The organism is Flavobacterium fluviale (genome assembly GCF_003312915.1).
GTDB lineage: Bacteria > Bacteroidota > Bacteroidia > Flavobacteriales > Flavobacteriaceae > Flavobacterium > Flavobacterium fluviale.
On record NZ_CP030261.1, the window covers coordinates 4,533,925 to 4,552,822 of the forward strand.

The 18,898-nt window shown below is 32.3% G+C and carries 22 protein-coding genes; 11 read left to right on the forward strand and 11 right to left on the reverse strand.

What is annotated here, in order from left to right; genetic code table 11:
• Positions 1-191: 191 nt before the first annotated feature.
• Positions 192-1,286, forward strand: coding sequence for a glycoside hydrolase family 18 protein (locus tag HYN86_RS19545; protein WP_113679566.1), 1,095 nt, complete (start codon positions 192-194; stop codon positions 1,284-1,286).
• A 64-nt stretch (positions 1,287-1,350) separates the two neighbouring features.
• On the opposite strand, the gene HYN86_RS19550 is transcribed toward HYN86_RS19545, so the two are convergent.
• The 3 genes from HYN86_RS19550 to HYN86_RS19560 all read right to left on the reverse strand — a co-directional run bounded on the left by HYN86_RS19550 (position 1,351) and on the right by HYN86_RS19560 (position 2,881).
• Complete coding sequence (locus HYN86_RS19550) at positions 1,351-1,836, reverse strand: hypothetical protein (RefSeq protein ID WP_113679567.1); 486 nt, start codon at positions 1,834-1,836, stop codon at positions 1,351-1,353.
• A 75-nt stretch (positions 1,837-1,911) separates the two neighbouring features.
• Positions 1,912-2,439 carry a DUF4251 domain-containing protein gene (locus HYN86_RS19555; protein ID WP_113679568.1) on the reverse strand — a complete coding sequence of 176 codons (528 nt, stop codon included), beginning with the start codon at positions 2,437-2,439 and terminating at the stop codon, positions 1,912-1,914.
• Between the two features lie 4 nt (positions 2,440-2,443).
• A complete protein-coding gene (locus HYN86_RS19560; RefSeq protein WP_113679569.1) occupies positions 2,444-2,881 on the reverse strand; it encodes an META domain-containing protein in 438 nt (145 codons plus the stop codon).
• A gap of 214 nt (positions 2,882-3,095) precedes the next feature.
• Here HYN86_RS19560 and HYN86_RS19565 point away from each other — a divergent pair, with 214 nt between their 5' ends.
• Together HYN86_RS19565 and HYN86_RS19570 are read left to right on the forward strand one after the other, a co-directional pair.
• Positions 3,096-3,623 carry a superoxide dismutase family protein gene (locus HYN86_RS19565; protein WP_113679570.1) on the forward strand — a complete coding sequence of 176 codons (528 nt, stop codon included), beginning with the start codon at positions 3,096-3,098 and terminating at the stop codon, positions 3,621-3,623.
• Positions 3,624-3,732: 109 nt separating this feature from the next.
• The gene (locus HYN86_RS19570; protein WP_113679571.1) at positions 3,733-4,935 is read left to right on the forward strand and encodes an LETM1-related biofilm-associated protein; all 1,203 of its coding nucleotides are present in this window, start codon (positions 3,733-3,735) and stop codon (positions 4,933-4,935) included.
• A gap of 31 nt (positions 4,936-4,966) precedes the next feature.
• Here HYN86_RS19570 and can read toward each other — a convergent pair whose 3' ends face one another.
• The 4 genes from can to HYN86_RS19590 all read right to left on the reverse strand — a co-directional run bounded on the left by can (position 4,967) and on the right by HYN86_RS19590 (position 8,330).
• Complete coding sequence (can, locus tag HYN86_RS19575; protein WP_113679572.1) at positions 4,967-5,605, reverse strand: carbonate dehydratase; 639 nt, start codon at positions 5,603-5,605, stop codon at positions 4,967-4,969.
• Between the two features lie 112 nt (positions 5,606-5,717).
• On the reverse strand, positions 5,718-7,364 hold the full coding sequence (locus HYN86_RS19580; protein WP_113679573.1) for a SulP family inorganic anion transporter: 1,647 nt from the start codon (positions 7,362-7,364) through the stop codon (positions 5,718-5,720).
• A gap of 82 nt (positions 7,365-7,446) precedes the next feature.
• Entirely contained in the window at positions 7,447-7,728 is a 282-nt protein-coding gene (locus tag HYN86_RS19585) for a hypothetical protein (protein ID WP_230406396.1), read from the reverse strand.
• A 122-nt stretch (positions 7,729-7,850) separates the two neighbouring features.
• Positions 7,851-8,330, reverse strand: a complete 480-nt coding sequence (locus tag HYN86_RS19590) for a Dps family protein (RefSeq protein ID WP_113679575.1) — start codon at positions 8,328-8,330, stop codon at positions 7,851-7,853.
• 107 nt (positions 8,331-8,437) lie between these two features.
• Here HYN86_RS19590 and HYN86_RS19595 point away from each other — a divergent pair, with 107 nt between their 5' ends.
• Complete coding sequence (locus tag HYN86_RS19595) at positions 8,438-9,382, forward strand: LysR substrate-binding domain-containing protein (protein WP_113679576.1); 945 nt, start codon at positions 8,438-8,440, stop codon at positions 9,380-9,382.
• A 29-nt stretch (positions 9,383-9,411) separates the two neighbouring features.
• Here HYN86_RS19595 and HYN86_RS19600 read toward each other — a convergent pair whose 3' ends face one another.
• Both HYN86_RS19600 and mnmD read right to left on the reverse strand, forming a co-directional pair.
• Positions 9,412-9,609: a hypothetical protein gene (locus HYN86_RS19600; protein WP_073416676.1), complete on the reverse strand. Its 198-nt coding sequence runs from the start codon at positions 9,607-9,609 to the stop codon at positions 9,412-9,414.
• Positions 9,610-9,774: 165 nt separating this feature from the next.
• Positions 9,775-10,437 carry a tRNA (5-methylaminomethyl-2-thiouridine)(34)-methyltransferase MnmD gene (gene mnmD, locus HYN86_RS19605; protein ID WP_113679577.1) on the reverse strand — a complete coding sequence of 221 codons (663 nt, stop codon included), beginning with the start codon at positions 10,435-10,437 and terminating at the stop codon, positions 9,775-9,777.
• Between the two features lie 305 nt (positions 10,438-10,742).
• Between mnmD and HYN86_RS19610 the strand changes: the two genes are divergently transcribed.
• On the forward strand, positions 10,743-11,813 hold the full coding sequence (locus HYN86_RS19610; protein WP_113679578.1) for a branched-chain amino acid aminotransferase: 1,071 nt from the start codon (positions 10,743-10,745) through the stop codon (positions 11,811-11,813).
• 225 nt (positions 11,814-12,038) lie between these two features.
• Here HYN86_RS19610 and HYN86_RS19615 read toward each other — a convergent pair whose 3' ends face one another.
• A complete protein-coding gene (locus tag HYN86_RS19615) occupies positions 12,039-12,419 on the reverse strand; it encodes a pyrophosphohydrolase domain-containing protein (RefSeq protein WP_113679579.1) in 381 nt (126 codons plus the stop codon).
• Positions 12,420-12,872: 453 nt separating this feature from the next.
• On the opposite strand from HYN86_RS19615, the gene HYN86_RS19625 reads away from it, so the two are divergent.
• From HYN86_RS19625 to HYN86_RS19640, 4 genes are all read left to right on the forward strand, one after another.
• Positions 12,873-14,060: an SRPBCC family protein gene (locus tag HYN86_RS19625; protein WP_113679580.1), complete on the forward strand. Its 1,188-nt coding sequence runs from the start codon at positions 12,873-12,875 to the stop codon at positions 14,058-14,060.
• A 74-nt stretch (positions 14,061-14,134) separates the two neighbouring features.
• The gene (locus HYN86_RS19630) at positions 14,135-14,677 is read left to right on the forward strand and encodes an RNA polymerase sigma factor (protein ID WP_113679581.1); all 543 of its coding nucleotides are present in this window, start codon (positions 14,135-14,137) and stop codon (positions 14,675-14,677) included.
• A 33-nt stretch (positions 14,678-14,710) separates the two neighbouring features.
• Positions 14,711-15,124 (forward strand): hypothetical protein, encoded by a 414-nt coding sequence (locus HYN86_RS19635; RefSeq protein ID WP_113679582.1) that lies wholly within the window; start codon positions 14,711-14,713, stop codon positions 15,122-15,124.
• Positions 15,125-15,159: 35 nt separating this feature from the next.
• Positions 15,160-15,618, forward strand: a complete 459-nt coding sequence (locus HYN86_RS19640) for a sensor of ECF-type sigma factor (RefSeq protein WP_113679583.1) — start codon at positions 15,160-15,162, stop codon at positions 15,616-15,618.
• 73 nt (positions 15,619-15,691) lie between these two features.
• On the opposite strand, the gene HYN86_RS19645 is transcribed toward HYN86_RS19640, so the two are convergent.
• A complete protein-coding gene (locus HYN86_RS19645) occupies positions 15,692-16,753 on the reverse strand; it encodes a beta propeller repeat protein (RefSeq protein ID WP_113679584.1) in 1,062 nt (353 codons plus the stop codon).
• Positions 16,754-16,864: 111 nt separating this feature from the next.
• Between HYN86_RS19645 and HYN86_RS19650 the strand changes: the two genes are divergently transcribed.
• Together HYN86_RS19650 and HYN86_RS19655 are read left to right on the forward strand one after the other, a co-directional pair.
• Positions 16,865-17,383: a hypothetical protein gene (locus tag HYN86_RS19650; RefSeq protein ID WP_113679585.1), complete on the forward strand. Its 519-nt coding sequence runs from the start codon at positions 16,865-16,867 to the stop codon at positions 17,381-17,383.
• 112 nt (positions 17,384-17,495) lie between these two features.
• Positions 17,496-18,827, forward strand: coding sequence for a hypothetical protein (locus HYN86_RS19655; RefSeq protein WP_113679586.1), 1,332 nt, complete (start codon positions 17,496-17,498; stop codon positions 18,825-18,827).
• Positions 18,828-18,898: the final 71 nt, after the last annotated feature.

The window sequence follows — 18,898 nt, forward strand, 5'->3', positions numbered from 1 at the left end:
TAATTTGTTTAAACCCGCGCAAGTCCGAAACTGCGCGGGTTTTATTTTTTCTCAGACGAAAAGGCAATCCGCAATATTTTTGCAACGATTTGCAAAATTTTCGTTAAAATTACTTTTTTATAGCTATTAAAGGCTGAAAATTGGATGTATTGCTTTAATTTTAGCATTCTAAAAACGCTAAAAACAAAATAATGAAACAAATTACTCTAATCGCATTATTTTTAATGTGCTTTGGTATCTCCAATACTTTTGCACAGAAAAATAAAAAAATGGACATTATTGCCTATTACACTGGTGATTCTAAACTTATTGATGAATATGAGGTTGGCAAATTAAATCAAATTATCTTTAGTTTTCTTCATTTGAAGGATGGAAAATTAACCGTAGATTCTCCTAAAGATTCAATTACAATTAAGCATTTAGTATCTCTAAAAGCTAAAAATCCGGAGCTTAAAATTATTTTATCTCTTGGCGGCTGGGGTGGCTGCGAACCTTGTTCTGCTGCTTTCTCAACTGCAGAAGACCGCTTAAAGTTTGCTAAATCCGTAAAAGAAATCAGTGATTCTTATAAAGTTGACGGTCTAGATTTAGACTGGGAATATCCAGCGATCGAAGGACTTCCAGGCCATTTATTCCAAGCTGTTGATAAACCTAACTTTACGGAACTAGTTAAAATACTGCGTTCTACATTAGGTAAAAAATACGAATTGAGTTTCGCAGCAGGTGGTTTCCAAAAATATTTAGATGAATCTATTGACTGGAAAGCTGTAACTCCATTGGTAAATCGCATCAATATTATGAGCTATGATCTGGTAAACGGATATTCTAAAGTTACTGGCCTCCACACCCCTCTTTATAGCACAACTCCTAAAGAAGAATCTACAGACAGAGCAGTTGAGTATTTACTAAAACAAGGTGTTCCTGCTGAAAAATTAGTTATAGGAGGTGCTTTTTACTCTAGAACATGGAAAAATGTAGAAAATGTAAATAATGGTCTTTATCAAGCTGGAGAACATATTGAAGGTGTGAATTTTAAAAACTTTGCTACAACGTACACAGAAGCAAACGGCTGGAAATATTTTTGGGACGACAAAGCAAAAGCACCTTATTGGTATAATGCTTCGACCAAAACTTTCGCAACATCCGATGATCTTAAATCCATAAAAGCTAAAGCTGAATACGTTAAAGCTAAGAAGTTAGGCGGTATTATGTTTTGGGAACTTACACTAGACAGCTTCCGCGACGGAATGGTAAATGAAATTTACAAGGTAAAAACAGCTAAATAATTTCAATTAAAAACACAAAAAAGGCAGTTAAATACTGCCTTTTTTGATTTATAATAACGTCTCTTTATTGAACTTTTGATTTATCTAATTCTCCAATAAAAGGAATTGATTCTAAAGTTTCACTGCGGATAATTGTTTGCAGATAAACTTCAAGCTGAATAAATTTAGCCGCATTTATTGCTCCAATTGCTTTTTTGGCTTGATTATAAGTTTTAGAGTAAAGTTTTTCATAATCGATATGATTTTTTAATGTTCCTTTTGCCAATTCATCAGCTTTGGCATCCGTTAAAGTTTCGTAATTGGCAGCATAATCATTTATCAATTGAAATTTCGTTTGACCAAGCGCTTTACGCTTTGCTTCGTACTCATCATAAACTTTAGTAAAAGCTGCTGTTTGCGCATCTGAAAGATTCATGTACTGTTTCACCAGTTCGCTTTTAGATTTTCCGTAAACACTTTGTAAAACATCTACATCTTCCTTAAAAGAAGACTGTGCATAAGATGAAAACGTGGCAACAGCCATAATAAAAATAAGACTTAATTTTTTCATAGTTTTAATTTTAAATTTGTTCCTAAATAATTATGCATTCTAAACTTAATTGATTTTTAAAATCCAATTAAAAAATCAAATTTTCTTTTTTTTCTCTTCAGATTTCGGAGCGTATATTATTCCGTCATATGTAATTGTTGACCTGTTATTACTATTGACATTCAGTGTCGTGCTTCCATTAAAAAAAATAGTAAAAGTTAAATCATAAACATCCGTTCTTCCGCGTACTGTAGCTTTAAGAACTGTATTTTTCTTTTTGTTTTCAACTTTTATATTTGTTGGTCTTCCTTCAAATTTAATTCCACCGTCGCTATTATATGCAACATTAAATCCACGTCCAAAAAAAGGAAGATCACAAGTTGTTGTATCAGTCTTAAATTTTAGGAAATAAATGTTATAATCAAGCTGAATGAGCCTTCCTCCCTGTGGTGTTACTTTCTGCGCCTCAAAGACAAAATTACGCGCGTCTATCAGCGCTTTAATTTCGTTTTGTTTGGTTAGTTCCCTTTCTTCTTTGAGTTCCTTTTTTGTTTTTTCCTGTCCTGTAATTGAAAAACTCCAAACAGTCAAAAACAGAATCAAAGTATATACTTTAGTTTTCATACATTTATTTTTTAGTAAAACGCATCATTGCAATATCTCCCGAAATAAAATTTAAAGTTTTCCCATCATCGGTAATATCATATGAAGTTATTTTTTGAAGTGTACTCATATAAGTCTGCTCTCCCTGCTGTCCGTCTAAGCACATCATTTTAGTAACTGCCATGGGTTGTGTAAAATCAATTTTATTTCCGTCTATCGCTAGTTTTCCTGTGTAGGAGTTACAGCTGTTATTTCCAGAAACTTGATTTTCTTTCGTATTAAAAATTATTGTAGGCTTTTTATTTGGATATAAACCCTCAAAAGTAATTTTTGGACCAGTTATATAATTGAGTTCCCAAGTTCCGTCGAGTTTAGAAACTGCATCCTTTTTTTTGCATTTAAAAACATTGCAGGAAAGCAATATAGAACTAACAAAAACGAGAGTTAAAATCTTTTTCATCATAACATTAAGAATTAAATGTGAGCGAATTAGAGAAGATTGGTTCCGAAAAATTGTTCTTAAAACCCTTACGAATTTAAGCAATATTTTTGTGTTATGTGCTCAATCGATATTAAATTATACCGAATAGTTTGACTTTTTTTTAACTTTTAGAGTTAAAATATTCCGTTATTTTATGTTAAATTTACTTAATTTTTAATTTAAAATGCCCATATATATGAAAAAACTAATGGTTTCTTTCGCTATAATTGCAGCCGTAGTCATTGGCTGTAAGACCAATACAAAATCTGGTGATGCCAAAACTTTGACTGTTGCATTAGAACCAAAAAGCAACAGTACTGTCGCTGGAACTGCTGTTTTTACAGAAAAAAATGGTAAAGTTACTTTTACGGCTAAAATGACTGGATTAAAGCCAGGAGTTCACGCTATACATATTCATGAAAAAGCTGATTGTAGTGCAGCCGACGGAAGTTCTGCAGGCGGACACTGGAATCCTACCTTTAAAAAACACGGAAAATGGGGAGTTGGCGAATATCATAAAGGTGATATTGGAAACTTTACTGCCGATGCAGAAGGTAATGGTTCTATAACTTTTACTACTGATGAATGGTGTGTAGGATGTGGAGATTCTAACAAAGATGTGTTAGGAAAAGGTTTAATTGTTCATGAAGGAACGGATGACTTTACAACACAGCCAACCGGAAATGCCGGCGGAAGAGCTGCTTGTGCAGGAATCATTAAATAAGAAAAAATGCAATAACCACTATTTTTAACAAAATCTAGTGGTTATTTCATTTTAAAATGAATTCTAAAACGAGAAAAAGACATAGCTTTGCATTAGCAAAATAAAGTCAATGATTAACCCATCAGCACCAGGCTGGATAGATAAGTTTTTTAACGAACAGAAGTTTTCAGAAGCAATTCCTTTTGAAACTGTAGATTACTTTTACTATAAAGTAAGAGAGACTGGATTTATTTATGGTCATATTATTGCTATAGATTCGCAGTTTCCTATTCCTATAAAAGGGTGGTTTAAAACCGAAATTTCTAAAGTGGCTTTGCTTAATACGCTCTATCATGTTTTTTGTTTAGAGAAAAGAAATTCGGAACCTAAAAATTTTATATCAGAAGTTTTAAAGTTTTACAAACGAATGAATCCGGAAGGATTTAACTTGTTTAAAATTTTACTTCCAAAAGATACTCCTTCTCTTTCCTTAGAAACTATTATTGATCAAAGGGTTCAGACAAATGACAGCATTATCAGCAAAAACTTTTCGCATTTGGTAACCAATGCCTTGTTGTTTATTGATGTTCTGGCTTTTAGACAATATTTGGAACACGGCGAAATTCCAGAGAAATACCTAAAACGTATTGAAGAAACGGTTCTGGGTATTGTTGGCTTAGCGCTGAAAACCAAAACAGTAAAATCAGTTCACGACGATTTATTGATTAAATTGTTCGAAGCCTCTATTCGATATTCGAAATTTTCGAAAGTTACAGTCGAAACTTTAGAGACTTTACAATTGGATTATTTCAGCAACAAACTAGAACAATATTATTTGATTGATATGGCTGGAATGGCTCTTTGGAGCGATGGTGTTGTTGAAAATGAAGAAGCCTACTTTCTATATTCTTTAGGTTCGATGATGGGCGTAACCGATGAATTTACAGCTAAAAGTATTGCTACAACAAATACTTTTATCACAACTCATAAAAGTAAAATTCCATACTTCAATTACTCGAATCCGGTTAAACACTTTTACGATCAAATGACGCACAGCGTTATAAAATTGATTACAAGAAACAAAAACCGATTGGTAAGAGAAATTATGCAGAGTAAAGAATTAGTAGTTTTACTAGCATATTCTACAACGAGAGATTTGGATGCAAAGGAAAAAAAGAAAGTCAAGAAACAGCTTTTGGACATTTGTAAAACCATTCCATCACTTACTATATTTTTACTTCCTGGCGGAAGTTTATTATTACCGATATTAATCAAGTTTATCCCAACAATGCTTCCCTCTGCATTTAATGAGAATCTTGACGAAAACGAATAAAAAAATCGCCCTTTTGAGGCGATTTTTATTTTTATAAATTACTAAGCTGGTAAACTTCGTCTAATTCATCATTCGAAGAGATATTCACATTTAAATCGGTTACAAAACCAGAATTTAAACCGTAAACCCATCCGTGAAGCATTAAATCCTGACCGTTTTTCCAAGCTCCCTGAACAATTGAAGTTTTAGCTAAATTGTAAACTTGCTCTTTTGCGTTGATTTCTACAAAAGCATTAAAACGCTCTGTTTCATCTTCTATTGAATTCAAATATTTATCGTGCAAACGGTATTCATCTTTAATATGGCGAATCCAGTTGTCAATAATTCCAACAGACATATTTCCCATTGCTGCCTTTACACCTCCACATCCGTAGTGCCCGCATACGATAACGTGTTTTACTTTTAATACATTTACCGCATAATCCAGAACACTCAGCATATTCATATCAGAATGCACAACCATGTTTGCAATGTTACGGTGAACAAAAACTTCACCTGGCTTTGCACCTACGATTTCGTTTGCTGGAACACGGCTGTCAGAACATCCAATCCATAATAATGGTGGTGACTGTCCTTTTGCTAAATCAGCAAAATAATTTGGATCCAAAGCCAATGAATTCTCAACCCACTTTTTATTGTTTTCTAATAACTGCTCATAAAATTTTCTCATTTTTTTTATTTTTTGCGTGGTAATTTCTAAGTGATAATAGTCTCAAAAAATGAACTTGATGTAAAGTTACCTAAATTTAGACATTTTTTCGGCCTCAAAAAACCTATTTTTTTTATTCTCCTTTAACAACTTCTTTTACAACTACTTCTCTTTTCGCCACATCATAATAGTGTTCTATAGTAACATGATTACTATTATCAGGCGTGTTTTCTAATTCGTATGCTTCTTTAAAACCTTTCAGTTTCACTTTAATATTTTCATCAACTGCTCTGGTTTCTTTAAATTCACGAATTAAATCCAAAACGTCATGTGCAATATACTCCGTGTCGTGCGCATTGATAATTACTTTTGAATTTTCAGGAATTTCACTCAAAGTTTGCTTAATCGCAGCTTTATTTAAAAACGAAACTTCCTGCGCTAAATCGATGTGAATAATATCGCCATCTTCGTATTGTTCCTTTTTAAAGATATATGCTCTTTTTAAGTTTCCTCTCAAAACAAAAATGATACTTATGATTATTCCTAACGCAACACCTTTTAGCAAATCTGTCGCAACAACAAAGACCAAAGTTGCAATAAAAGGAACAAACTGGTATTTCCCCTTTTTCCAGAAATGCATAAAAGTTGCTGGTTTTGCCAATTTATAACCCACCAAAATTAAAACCGTTGCCAAAGTTGCCAATGGAATTTTGTTTAAAATGGCCGGAATAGATAATACACTTATTAATAAAAGGACACCATGTATAATGGCAGACATTTTAGATTTTGCGCCTGCATTATTATTTGCTGATGAACGAACAACAACAGATGTCATTGGAAGACCTCCTAAAAGAGAACTTATTACGTTACCAACACCCTGCGCTCTAAGTTCAACATTTGTATTTGTGTATCGTTTTTGAACATCCATTCTATCAGAAGCTTCAATACATAAAAGTGTTTCAATAGAAGCGACAATGGCAATTGTAACAGCAACTACCCAAACCTGCGGATTTGTAACCGAAGCAAAGTTTGGCATAATTATAATTGATTTAAAATCATCAAAAGATTTTGGAACTGGCAAAGAAACCAAATGTTCTTTTGCAATTGCCAAAGTGCTTCCTGTTGACACAAATATTTCGTTTAAAACAACTCCAGCAATAACTGCAACTAGTGCACCAGGAACTAATTTTATTCTTTTTAAAAATGGTACTTTCTCCCACGAAAGCAATATCACGAAGGAAATTAGTGAAACTACAACTGCCCCTAATTGAATGTGATTTAAAACATCAAACAAAAATGAAAAAGAGTTACTCCCATCATTTTGTATAAATGCCTGATCTCCCTCAAAATCGGCATCGTAACCAAAAGCGTGAGGAATTTGTTTTAAGATGATGATAATTCCAATACCAGCTAACATTCCTTCAATTACGTTTGTTGGAAAATAGTTCGATATACTTCCAGCTTTTAAAAATCCTAATGCTAATTGAATTAATCCAGCAATAAATACAGACATTAAAAATACATCGAAAGCTCCCAAATCAGTAATTGCGGTTAAAATGATAGCCGTTAACCCAGCTGCTGGACCTGATACACTAATATGTGACTGGCTTAAGTATCCTACGACAATACCACCCACCACACCAGCGATGATTCCAGAAAATAATGGAGCTCCAGAAGCCATTGCAATACCTAAACACAATGGAAGAGCCACCAAAAAAACCACTAAACCCGAAGCAAAATCAGATTTAAGGTTGGCAAAAAGATTGATTTTTTTTGTCATAATACAACACTAAAAAAATTATTCATTAAAGATTTACCCCATTTGTTTCAAATGCGGCTAGAGATCAAAATAATCGGAAGTATTATGCGAAATTGGGAGGTGGAGCAAATATGCTCGGAGAAATATTGTCAAGTTTTACAATATTCTCAGATATGATAGTTTTTTTCTCGATATAAACCGGAATTATAACTTCATGTTCAAGAATTGTAGGATGCATTACGTTTTTAAGTTCTTTATGTACTTCTTCTTCAGCAATACTAAAAGACACAGCCGTACTATTCCCCTTCTTTATCGCCTGAACAATAGTCGGGGTCGATAAGAAAGCAATAAATATGAATAATAATATACGTGCTAGTAATTTCATCGAAACAAAAATAGCGTTAAACAAATAAAAACAAAGCGATTTTTATAGAAATTTAACATAAACAAAAAAGCAGAACGCAATTTTTATCACGTTCTGCTTATAATTCATTAATAAACAATATTTTAAAGAGTCTCTTCTAACCAAGCATTCATCATCCAAATCGTTTTTTCCTGCTCCGCAATAAAGTCGCTCATCATAGAATTAGTACCTTCATCACTAATTTCGTCAGATTTGTTTAATATTTCTCTTTCAATTTTCAGCAGATCTGATAAGGAATTAACAATTAAATGAACGGCTTTTTCGTCATTAGAAATATTCTTTCCAACAGTTAATTTATTATTTTTAATATAGTCTTCAAAAGTGTGCAGCGGCGTTCCTCCAATTGTCAGAACTCTTTCAGCTATCATATCTATTTTTAATTGTGCATCTGTATATAACTCTTCGAATTTTACGTGTAAGTCAAAAAAACGTTTTCCACGAATGTTCCAGTGAATCCCTCTTAAGTTTTGATAATATACTTGAAAATTTGACAACAGTACATTCAGCTCTTGCACTAATAATTCTGATTCTTTTACAGGTAATCCTAAAATATTTGTTTTCATAATCTAATTTTTTACACTAATTTACTACAAATTTAAAGTAAGTTTCATAAATTTTATATAAATAAAAATTATATTTTCTTATTTTTGCATCAAAATTTACTATCAACATGACTATAACTCAATTACAATATGTGTTAGCAGTTGCTGAGCATAAAAACTTCACACTTGCTGCTGAAAAGTGCTTTGTAACGCAGCCAACCTTAAGTATGCAAATACAAAAGATTGAAGAAGAACTTAATATTTTAATTTTTGACAGAAGTAAAAAACCTATTCAGCTTACCGACATTGGTCAAAAAATAGTGAATCAGGCCAAAAATATTGTAAACGAAGCCGATCGTATAAAAGATATTGTAGAACAGCAGAAAGGCTTTATTGGCGGAGAATTTCGTTTAGGAATTATTCCGACTATTATGCCTACTCTTTTACCAATGTTTTTGAATAATTTCATTAAAAAATATCCAAAAGTAAAACTCTTAATCGAAGAGCTTAATACTGACGAAATTATTGTAAAGCTAAAAAACGGACATCTGGATGCTGCAATTGCCGCAACTCCGTTAGAAGATGAAAAAATTAAAGAAATAGTTTTATACTTCGAACCATTTGTGGCTTATATCCCTGAGCATCACGCTAGTTTTCAAAAAGAAGAAATCGAAGTTGCCGACTTGAATTTAAATGAAATCCTTCTTTTACAAGATGGACATTGTTTTAGAGACGGAATTTTAAATTTATGCAAAAATGGTTCCGACATCGATCAGACTAATTTTCAGATTCAAAGCGGTAGTTTTGAAACTCTGATTAAATTAGCAGACGAAGGCCTTGGTACAACTTTACTTCCGTACTTGCACACCTTAGACTTAAAAGATTCCGACAAACTGAAACTACGTAATTTTAAGGAACCAAAACCTGCTCGTGAGGTAAGTTTAATTTACCCTAAGAGCGAATTAAAAATGCAAATCATTGACGCAATCAGATCTACAATTGCCGGCGTTGTAAAAGGTGCAATTGTTTTTCAGAATGTTCAAATCATAAGTCCGCTTCAAAAGAAAGCATAAAAAAAGGAGCCAATTGGGCTCCTTTTCTTTTATACTTTAATTAGCTGTAGACTTGGTTTTAATTCTGGTTTTTCAATAATGAAATTTAATAACCATTCTTGCAATTGTTCCATTTCGTAAGGTAACAGTGTTTTGATAGCTTTTTCTAACTCCTTGCAGAAAAGTACCGGGTCGAAACTTACTCTTTCAAGTATTGATTTCGTGTAATCAAACATCATTTTTGACATAATAAAATAAGATTTTCGGGGGTTATCTATTTTTTTAAACTCGAGCAAATTTAATCAAATATCCAACATAAATACTACTTTTAACTTATTTTTTTAAAAAATTTAGCAACGAATACGTTTTCTTAAAACATATAAATCAATCTAGAATAATTCTAGATAGTTCATTTAAACCTTTTTAAAAGCTCGAAACATTTCTCTTTTCCCTGGAGGCCCTGCCAATTTTTCTACTGTAAACCCAACTTCGATCATGCTTCTTTTAACAACTCCACGCGCTGCGTAAGTTACAAGAACACCGTTTGGCTTTAAACTATCGTACATTTTCTGAAAAATTTCAGTACTCCAAAGCTCCGGCTGTACTCTATATCCGAAGGCATCAAAGTAAATCAAATCAAAAATTTCAAAATCGTTTATTTCGTGAAAAAATTGTTTCCTTTTGGTTAACGAGAACAGATCGCAAATTTCTACTTTTTTATCCCATTCACTTTTATGCATTTTTTCAAAAATGTTCTCAAATTCCAATGCTTCCAGTTCTTCGGCATAATTCATTTCCAAAATTTCATCGGCATCCACTGGGTAAGCTTCTACTCCAACGTAATCAATATTTTGATTTTTACGAACAGCTTCTAAAAAAGTAATAAATGCATTTAAACCCGTTCCAAAACCTATTTCTAATATATTTATTGACTGCTCAAATAAATCAAGTCCATTTTTAATAAATACATGTTTTGCTTCTTGAATGGCACCATGTTTAGAATGATAACATTCATCCCATTCAGGCAAACGAATTGTAGTTGAGCCGTCTAGCGTTTTAATTATTTCCCTTTTCATTTTTTCGAAATTTGTAATAGCTTTTTCTTGATTTTCAAGCCATTTTAATATTCAAAATTAGTCAAAACTAATGCGTAAAGCCTTAAAAATCGATAGTTTTTTCATAAAATCTTTATAAAAACGAATTAAATATTTGAGTTTATTATAGGATAAACAAATCTCAATTAAAAGCAGTAAATAATGAATTTTCACTAAGCTTTTTACATAATTTTACTTAATTTTGCATTCAATAAATTCTATTTTACATGATATTATCACGTTAGATTTTCTACAGTGAAAATATCTCACAAAAAACTTACATAACTATGAGTACAACTCAAACAAGCAAAATTGAAATCATAAAAGCTGCTTCTACAAAAATAAACGAGGTAGATTTTGACAACTTAAGTTTTGGCGCTGTATTTACAGACCATTTATTCGAATGCGATTTTAAAAACGGACAATGGCAAAATCCTGTCATTAAGCCTTATGCTCCTATTTTAATGGATCCATCTTCAAAAGTCTTCCATTATGGGCAGGCAATTTTCGAAGGAATGAAAGCTTATAAAGATGACAATAATGATGTTTGGTTGTTTAGACCAGATGAAAACTTTAACCGTTTCAATAAATCTGCTGTAAGGATGGCAATGCCAGAAGTTCCTGAAGCTGTTTTTATGGATGGTTTAAATGAATTATTGAAATTAGACAAAGACTGGATTCAGAGAGGAAACGGAGCTAGTATGTACATTCGTCCATTTATGATTGCAACAGGTCCTGGAGTTATCGCAAATCCTTCTGATGAATATAAATTTATGATTTTACTTTCTCCTGCAAAAGCATATTATGGAGGCGAAGTAAAAGTTATTATTGCTGAACATTACAGTAGAGCCGCGAATGGTGGAATTGGTGCTGCAAAAGCTGCCGGAAACTATGCCGCTCAATTTTACCCAACTAACTTGGCAAACAAAGATGGTTTCCAACAAGTTATCTGGACAGATGATGCAACGCACACAAAATTAGAAGAAGCGGGAACAATGAACGTTTTCTTCAGAATCAACGATACTTTATTAACAGCTCCAACAAGCGAAAGAATTTTAGATGGTGTTACCAGAAAAAGTTTGATCGCAATGGCTGAAAAAGAAGGTCTCAAAGTAGAAGTTCGTCCAGTAATTGTATCAGAATTAGTTGAAGCCGCTAAAAACGGATCTTTAAAAGAAATTTTTGGAGCTGGAACTGCCGCAGTTATCAGCGTAATCAAAGGATTCTCTTATAAGGATGAATATTTTGAAATGGATCCGATTGAGAATTCTTATGCTTCTTTCTTAAAAGAAAAACTAACAAGTCTTCAAAACAAACTTTCTGAAGATACTTATGGATGGACAGTTAAAGTTCAATAATCCATAACCATATTAAAAGACAAACCCGATAAATTTAGTTTTTATCGGGTTTTTTATTTTACTCTACTATAACAGTATCACTATTTACACACAATATTGTCATTTCGACCAAGGAGAAATCTCCGCAAGTAACTCCGCAACGAGAATTCAATCTTTGTCGAGCTTCTAGCGGAGATTTCTCCTTCGTCGAAATGACAAACTACACTCAAGAATAGCAAGTTTTTTTTACAAAAGCTTCGAAAAATCAGGTTTAAAATAATTTGGACCTTTCATTACCTTACCGTCTTCACGATAAATTGGTTTCCCATCTTCACCAAGCTTACTCATATTACTGCGCTGAATTTCATCAAAAACAGCTTCAATTTTATCCTGAAGACCATGTTCTATAATTGTACCGCACAAAATATACATCATATCTCCAAGTGCGTCTGCAATTTCAACTAAATCATTATTTTGAACAGCCTCATAATATTCTTCATTTTCCTCTTTCATTAAATTGTAACGAAGTAATTTTTTCTCACTTCCAACATCTGCAAGCGGCGTTGCACTATGTCCTATTTTAAAAGCAGTGTGAAATTCGGTTACGGCGTCAAGTTGTTTTTTCATAAAGTTGTTTCTTTTTTTTTGCTAATTTAAGGTACTTCAGCATAAATCTAAAATAAAATTGAACTAAATGAAAAAGCAATTTAGCCGTAAATCGTCTGCAATTCTCTAAATTTGCCAAAAATAATTTTAAAACTATGTTTAGTCAGGGACAATTAATATTTGGAGTATGTTTTTTTATTGCATTTGTAATCGTAATGATTTTTGCTTATCGAAAAGATTTGGCATTACATAAAATCTTTTACAAAGGAAACTATAAAGTACTGCTTGTTTTTCTGCTCTTTATTGCAATTTTGTTTTTGATTAAAATATTTTTTAAAAGATAATTATCATCAAGGTTAAAGGATGTTTTTTCAATAAAAAAGTACATCGCAGCAAAATAAAACCTAATAATTATTGGTTATTAGTAAGACTCACAATAAAATTTATAACTTTACGAAACCAAACAATCTACCAATGAAAATTCTTAAGTATTTATTTCTTTTTGCGTTATTAAGTCTTGTTGCCCTTACTGTCTTTGTTGCTACACAAAAAGGAATTTTTGATGTAGAAAGAAGCAAAGTAATCAATTCGCCCCGCGCAACGGTATACAATTATCTTAATGACTTTAGAAATTACGAAGATTTTGAATCTTGGTCGGTTGAAGATCCTTCAATACAAATGACGTTTCCCAACAAAACAAGCGGCAATGGCGCTTCATTTTATTGGGATGGTGCTGATGGAAAAGGAAATGCTATTACTCTTAAAACAAAAGAAGGCGAAAGTATTGACCAAAAAATGAAATACGATGGAACAGAGGCTGATGTTCGCTGGATTTTAAAAGACACTTTAAACGGAAAAACTAAAGTTACCTGGAAAGGAAAAGGAACGATGAGTTTCTTATTTAAAATATATACTGCATTACACGGAGGCTCTGATAGAGTTATTGGAACCATCTACGAAAAAAGTTTGGCAAATATTGACAAAAATTTAGATTACGAGACCAAAACTTATGCTGTCAAAGTTGACGGAGTAGTTAAGAAAACTGAAACGCCTTATATCCGCCAGACTTTTACAAGTGAAATAGAAAAAGTGAACAAAAATGCTCGAATCGTAATTCCGAAGCTTATTCATTTTAGCGAAACAAACGGCTTATCTGCAAACGGAAAACCTTTTATTATTTATCACACTTACGATACTAAAACAGGCTTAGCTAAAATTTCGATTTGTCTGCCAATCAACAAAGAGATTTTTATTAGTTCTGGAAGCGATATCCTATCTGGAAAACTAAACGCGTTTGATGCCGTTAAAACCACTCTTACTGGAGATTATTCTCATAGAAGTGAAGCCATTGCAAAAACAACTGCATTTATAAACAAAGAAAAAATTACTCCAGAACTGGGCTGGTCGCATCTTGAAATTTGGACACTTAGTAAACTGGATGTTAAAGGTTCGTCTAAATTAATGACCGAAATTTACTTTCCAATTAAACCTAAAGTAGAACCTGTCGTTACTACACCTGCATCTTCAGCAGAAGAACCAGCGGCTGAGCCAGTACAGAAAAAACCTGCTCCTGCAGCAACTCCTGCTCCTGCAACAACTCCTGCTCCTGCAAAAGAGAAAGAAAAGGAAAAAGAAAAAGAGGAAGAACAGTCAGAATTCTAAATTTTAAGGTTCGTTAAACCTTTTGTTTTAAATTCAGTCTAACTTATATTAAGAAAGTTTACAAAACAAAAAGTTTGATAGACGAGAAGGAATTTATAAAACAATTATTAAACCCTAAAACGCAAAATACTGCGTTTCAAAAACTCCTGTCTGATTATCAGAGACCTTTGTATTCTCATATTCGAAATATTGTTTTGAATCATGATGATGCAGATGATGTCTTGCAGAATACTTTTATAAAAGTTTTTCAATATCTAAAAAACTTTAAAGGTGAAAGTAAACTTTTTTCCTGGATGTATCGTATTGCCACAAACGAAGCATTGACTTTTTTATCTCAAAAAGCAAAATTAAGCGGTATTTCATCTGAAGATCTACAGAATAAAACAATTGATAATTTAAAAGCTGATCTTTATTTTGATGGGGATGAAATTCAAATTAAACTTCAAAAAGCAATTGTAACACTTCCAGAAAAACAACAACTTGTTTTCAAAATGAAATATTTTGAAGAATTAAAATATGAAGAAATCGCAGAAATTTTAGGAACTTCTGTGGGAGCTTTAAAGGCTTCATATCATCATGCAGTAAAAAAAATCGAATTATATGTTACATCAAATTAAACCTTTTGTAACTAAAACTATCTTATAGGTATTATGAAAACATTTAAATTAGAAAACGAACCAAAAATAAAATCTGGATTTAAAGCGCCAGAGCATTATTTTGATGATTTTTCGGAGAAAGTTTTACAGCAGTTAAACGAAAAAGAAGTAAAAGTAATTCCATTTTACAAACGTAAAAGATCACTTTCTTTAGCAGCCGCAGCAGTAATTGGTTTTGCCTTATTAATTCCGATAGTGAATAATTACAGAGCAACATCAAACGATCTTGATGAAGCAACTTTAGAAACGTACTTAGCTTATCAGTCTAATTTAAATCAATACGATTTAATTCAAAAATTAGACAACAGCGATATTGAAAAATTAAACAATAATATTACACTTGAAGACGAAACTATAGAAGATATTTTATCGACAAGTCCAAACATAGAACATTTAATTTCAGAATAAAACTAAATTAAACTTAACTCCAACTTAACTTAACAATGAAAATAAAAAATATCTTACCGCTCCTGCTCTTTCTGACAAGTTTTTCATTTTTTGCGCAAAATGGAAAAATTGATGAAAAGCGTGAAAAAATTAAAGCTTTTAAAGTTTCATTTTTAACAACAGAATTAGAACTGACATCTACGGAAGCTGAAAAATTCTGGCCTATTTATAATGCTTACGACGACAAGCAATTCGACTTAAAGCATTTGAAAATGAAAACTTATCTGCGAAAATTAAACGATGACAACATCAATAATCTTTCTGAAAAAGAAGCTGTAACATTATTATCTCAAATAGAAAGCACAGACAAGGAACTGTATTCACTTAGAGAGAAATACATGGCGAATTTAAAAAAGATACTTTCAGCCAAAAAGATATTAAAGCTTAAAAAATCTGAAGACGATTTTAATCGAAAATTACTACAGCAATACCGAGATAAGGCTGGTAAAGATTAAATTCAAAACGAAACAACAGCGATAGGAACCCTATATAATAATACTTACTTTATTATTTAGGGTTCTTATTATTTTATTTAAAGTTTAATCGAACTACTTTATTGTGACCAGCGGCTATTGCAGTATTTCTATTAACGAATCGAATGGTAAATAAACTTGAATCTGTAGACAGCTGTGTCCAGTTTTCGCCTCCATTTTGAGAGTATTGTATTCCTTCAGAGCCTACACAAATAATCTCTCTGCCGCTTCCTCCTGGCACGTACTGTACGCATGACGCATAACCAAAACCTAAATTCTGACCTATCAGTTTCCAAGTTTTACCTCCATCTTCTGTAAAAGCTTTATTATCTGACTTTTTTTGAGGAAGATCATAATCACCGCCTGCAATAAATCCGTGTTTAGAATCGTAAAAATCAGCAGTGAAAATTCCTGTCATTTCTTTACCTTGAACGATCGGGGTTTCAATTACTTTCCATGTTTTTGCTTTATCCGGAGAATAAAAAACACGTGCTTTTTTTCCACCAGAAACCAGCCAGGTATCATTTCCTTTTATTACGATATTCGTATTACTTGCAGCAAAAGCAGCTTCGCCGGTTGCATTTGTCGGTAGTTTATCAGACAATAATTTAGTCCACGTTTCTCCGCCGTCACGCGTAACAATAATAGAGAAAGTATCTTCAGTTGGATCACCAATTGCAATTCCTTCTTTATCATTCCAAAACTGCATGCTATCATAAAAAACCTTCGGATTAATTTCTTTGTATACTAATCTAACTTTATGATCTTTTTTTGAAACTGAATAAAGCAAAGCAGGATTTGCAACGCTAAGCAGAAAAATATCTTTAGAAGTCTGGGCAATGCTTCTAAATTCTAATTTAAGCGTATCGCGATAAATATGCTCTTCAAATTTTTCCTTTTTATCGAGATCGTAATATCCAAAACGCGAATTATCAGCGCCGTACCAAACTTTATTTTTATCTATTACAATTGCTCTTATACTAATTCTATCTTTAAATAAAGTGTCTACTGTCATTGATGTAAAACCGCTGCTGTAAGAAACTTGTGTTTTATAATTAAATGTTTTAAAAGACATCAATAAAATAAAAATACCACAAAATAAAGCTAGTTTTTTCATAAGAATCTAAAATTTGGTTAATGCTAAAATACGATTATTTATAAAATATCAAATGATTTTTTTGGCATTATAATTGAAGTATATTTCTTACAATTATAAAAATACTAAAATATGAGAATTACAATTTTAACTGGAATTTTAATATTATTAATGAATTCGGCTCATGCTCAAAAGGTTAACGTATATCCGAAGAATAATTACGTAAAAGAAAATTTAGATTTAGACGCAGTCGCAGCAATATTTGAACAATCTACCGATCTTGCAGAATTTGAAGAAAAATTAAATTATCCTCAAGATCGAATTTCCAATCTTGATTTAAATGACGATGGAAAAGTTGATTTTCTAAAAGTATCAGATAAAATCGAAAATAACATTCAAATAATAAAAATTCAATCTGAAGTAAGTCCGAATATATTTGAAGATGTGGCTTCTATCAATATAATATTAAAGAATAAAAGCAGAGCTTCAAACTCTGCACTTCACGCAGAACGATCGGACGTAGACAGTAAGAAGAATTTAAACAATGAGAGAGGTTCCTATTATAATGATTCGGGTCTGCGCGCTAGAGACATCATAATTCCTTTTATATATACTGCTTTGGATGTTTTTCTAGCATTACGCAGAAATTGAAAACTCATAATCAACAAAATATCAATTAGTTATATTCACAAGACAGTATTATAAATTTTGTGGCACAGTAATTGGATATCTACTAATACAAATAATTTAATATGATTTAGTCATGAAAGCGAAATTACTTTTAATAGCCTTGATTACATTAGCAATCAGTTCTTGTCAAGCACAAGCTGGAGCTACTGTTTACGCAAAAAACTCAGATATAAGCGATAATTTAGATTTAAGAGCAGTTGCTTCAATGTTTGGAGAATCTGCAAATCTTCAAGATTTTGAAAGAAGATTAAATGATCCTAAATATCAGATTTCAAACCTTGATTTAAATGGTGACAACCAAGTTGATTATTTACGTGTAATCGAATCTGTAGAAGACAGAACACACGTTGTAATTATTCAAGCAGTTTTAGATCGTGATGTTTATCAGGACGTAGCAACGATAGATGTAGAAAGAGACAATTACAATAAAGTAAACGTTCAAATTGTTGGAAACACATATTTATATGGAGACAATTATATTTATGAGCCTGTTTACAGCGTTGTTCCAGTAATTTATACTTCCTTCTGGGTTACTAATTACAGACCATACTATTCAACATGGTATTGGGGCTATTACCCTACATACTATACAGCTTGGAGACCTTACCCTGTTTACAGATATAGAAACAACATAAATGTATGCATCAATGTTCATAACAGCTATAATTATGTAAATACTAGAAGAAGCTATAGAGCTCCAGCAATTTATGAAACAAGACGTTCTTACGGTTACGAAAGAATGAAACCAAACTATAGTTTTGCTCAAAGAAACTCTAATATAAGTAATAGACATGATCTAGATCAAAGAAGAACTGCAAGTAGAGAATCTAACAGATCTCAAAGTACTTACAATACCAACAGATCATCAAATACAGGACGAGTATCATCAGCAGAAAACAGAAGTACAAATAGAAACTATAACACCAACAGAACTGCTTCTGATAGAAATTACAACACTAACAGAACAACAACTGATAGAAGTTATGGAAACACTAATCGTGTAAGTACTAATAGTAGAGAAAACAGTTCACAAGTAAATACCGCCCCTGTAAGAACAGAAAATACACAAAGAGCAGAATATGGTAGGAATAATTCGACTGCATCTGCGCCACGAGTAAATTCAGAAAACAGAGGCTACAGCAATAGACAGTCTTCGCAAACAAGTGAACCTTCAAGAACTTATTCTGAAAACAGAGGAAGTTCAAATAGAGGAAATGCGACTCAATCTGCTCCAGTACAAAGAGCAGAATCATCAAGAAGCAGTTCTGAAAGCAGATCATACGAATCTAGACCTCAAAGTACACAACGTTCTGAAGCTCCGAGAGCAAGTCAGGAATCTAGAAGCAGTCAGCCGCAGCGTGAGAGCGGTTCTAGCTCAAGAGGCGGCGGTGGAAGAAGAGGTTAAGAATATCTCAATTTATAATTAAATTTAGAAGCACAATTTTAGGATTGTGCTTTTTTTTATCTTTTTAATTA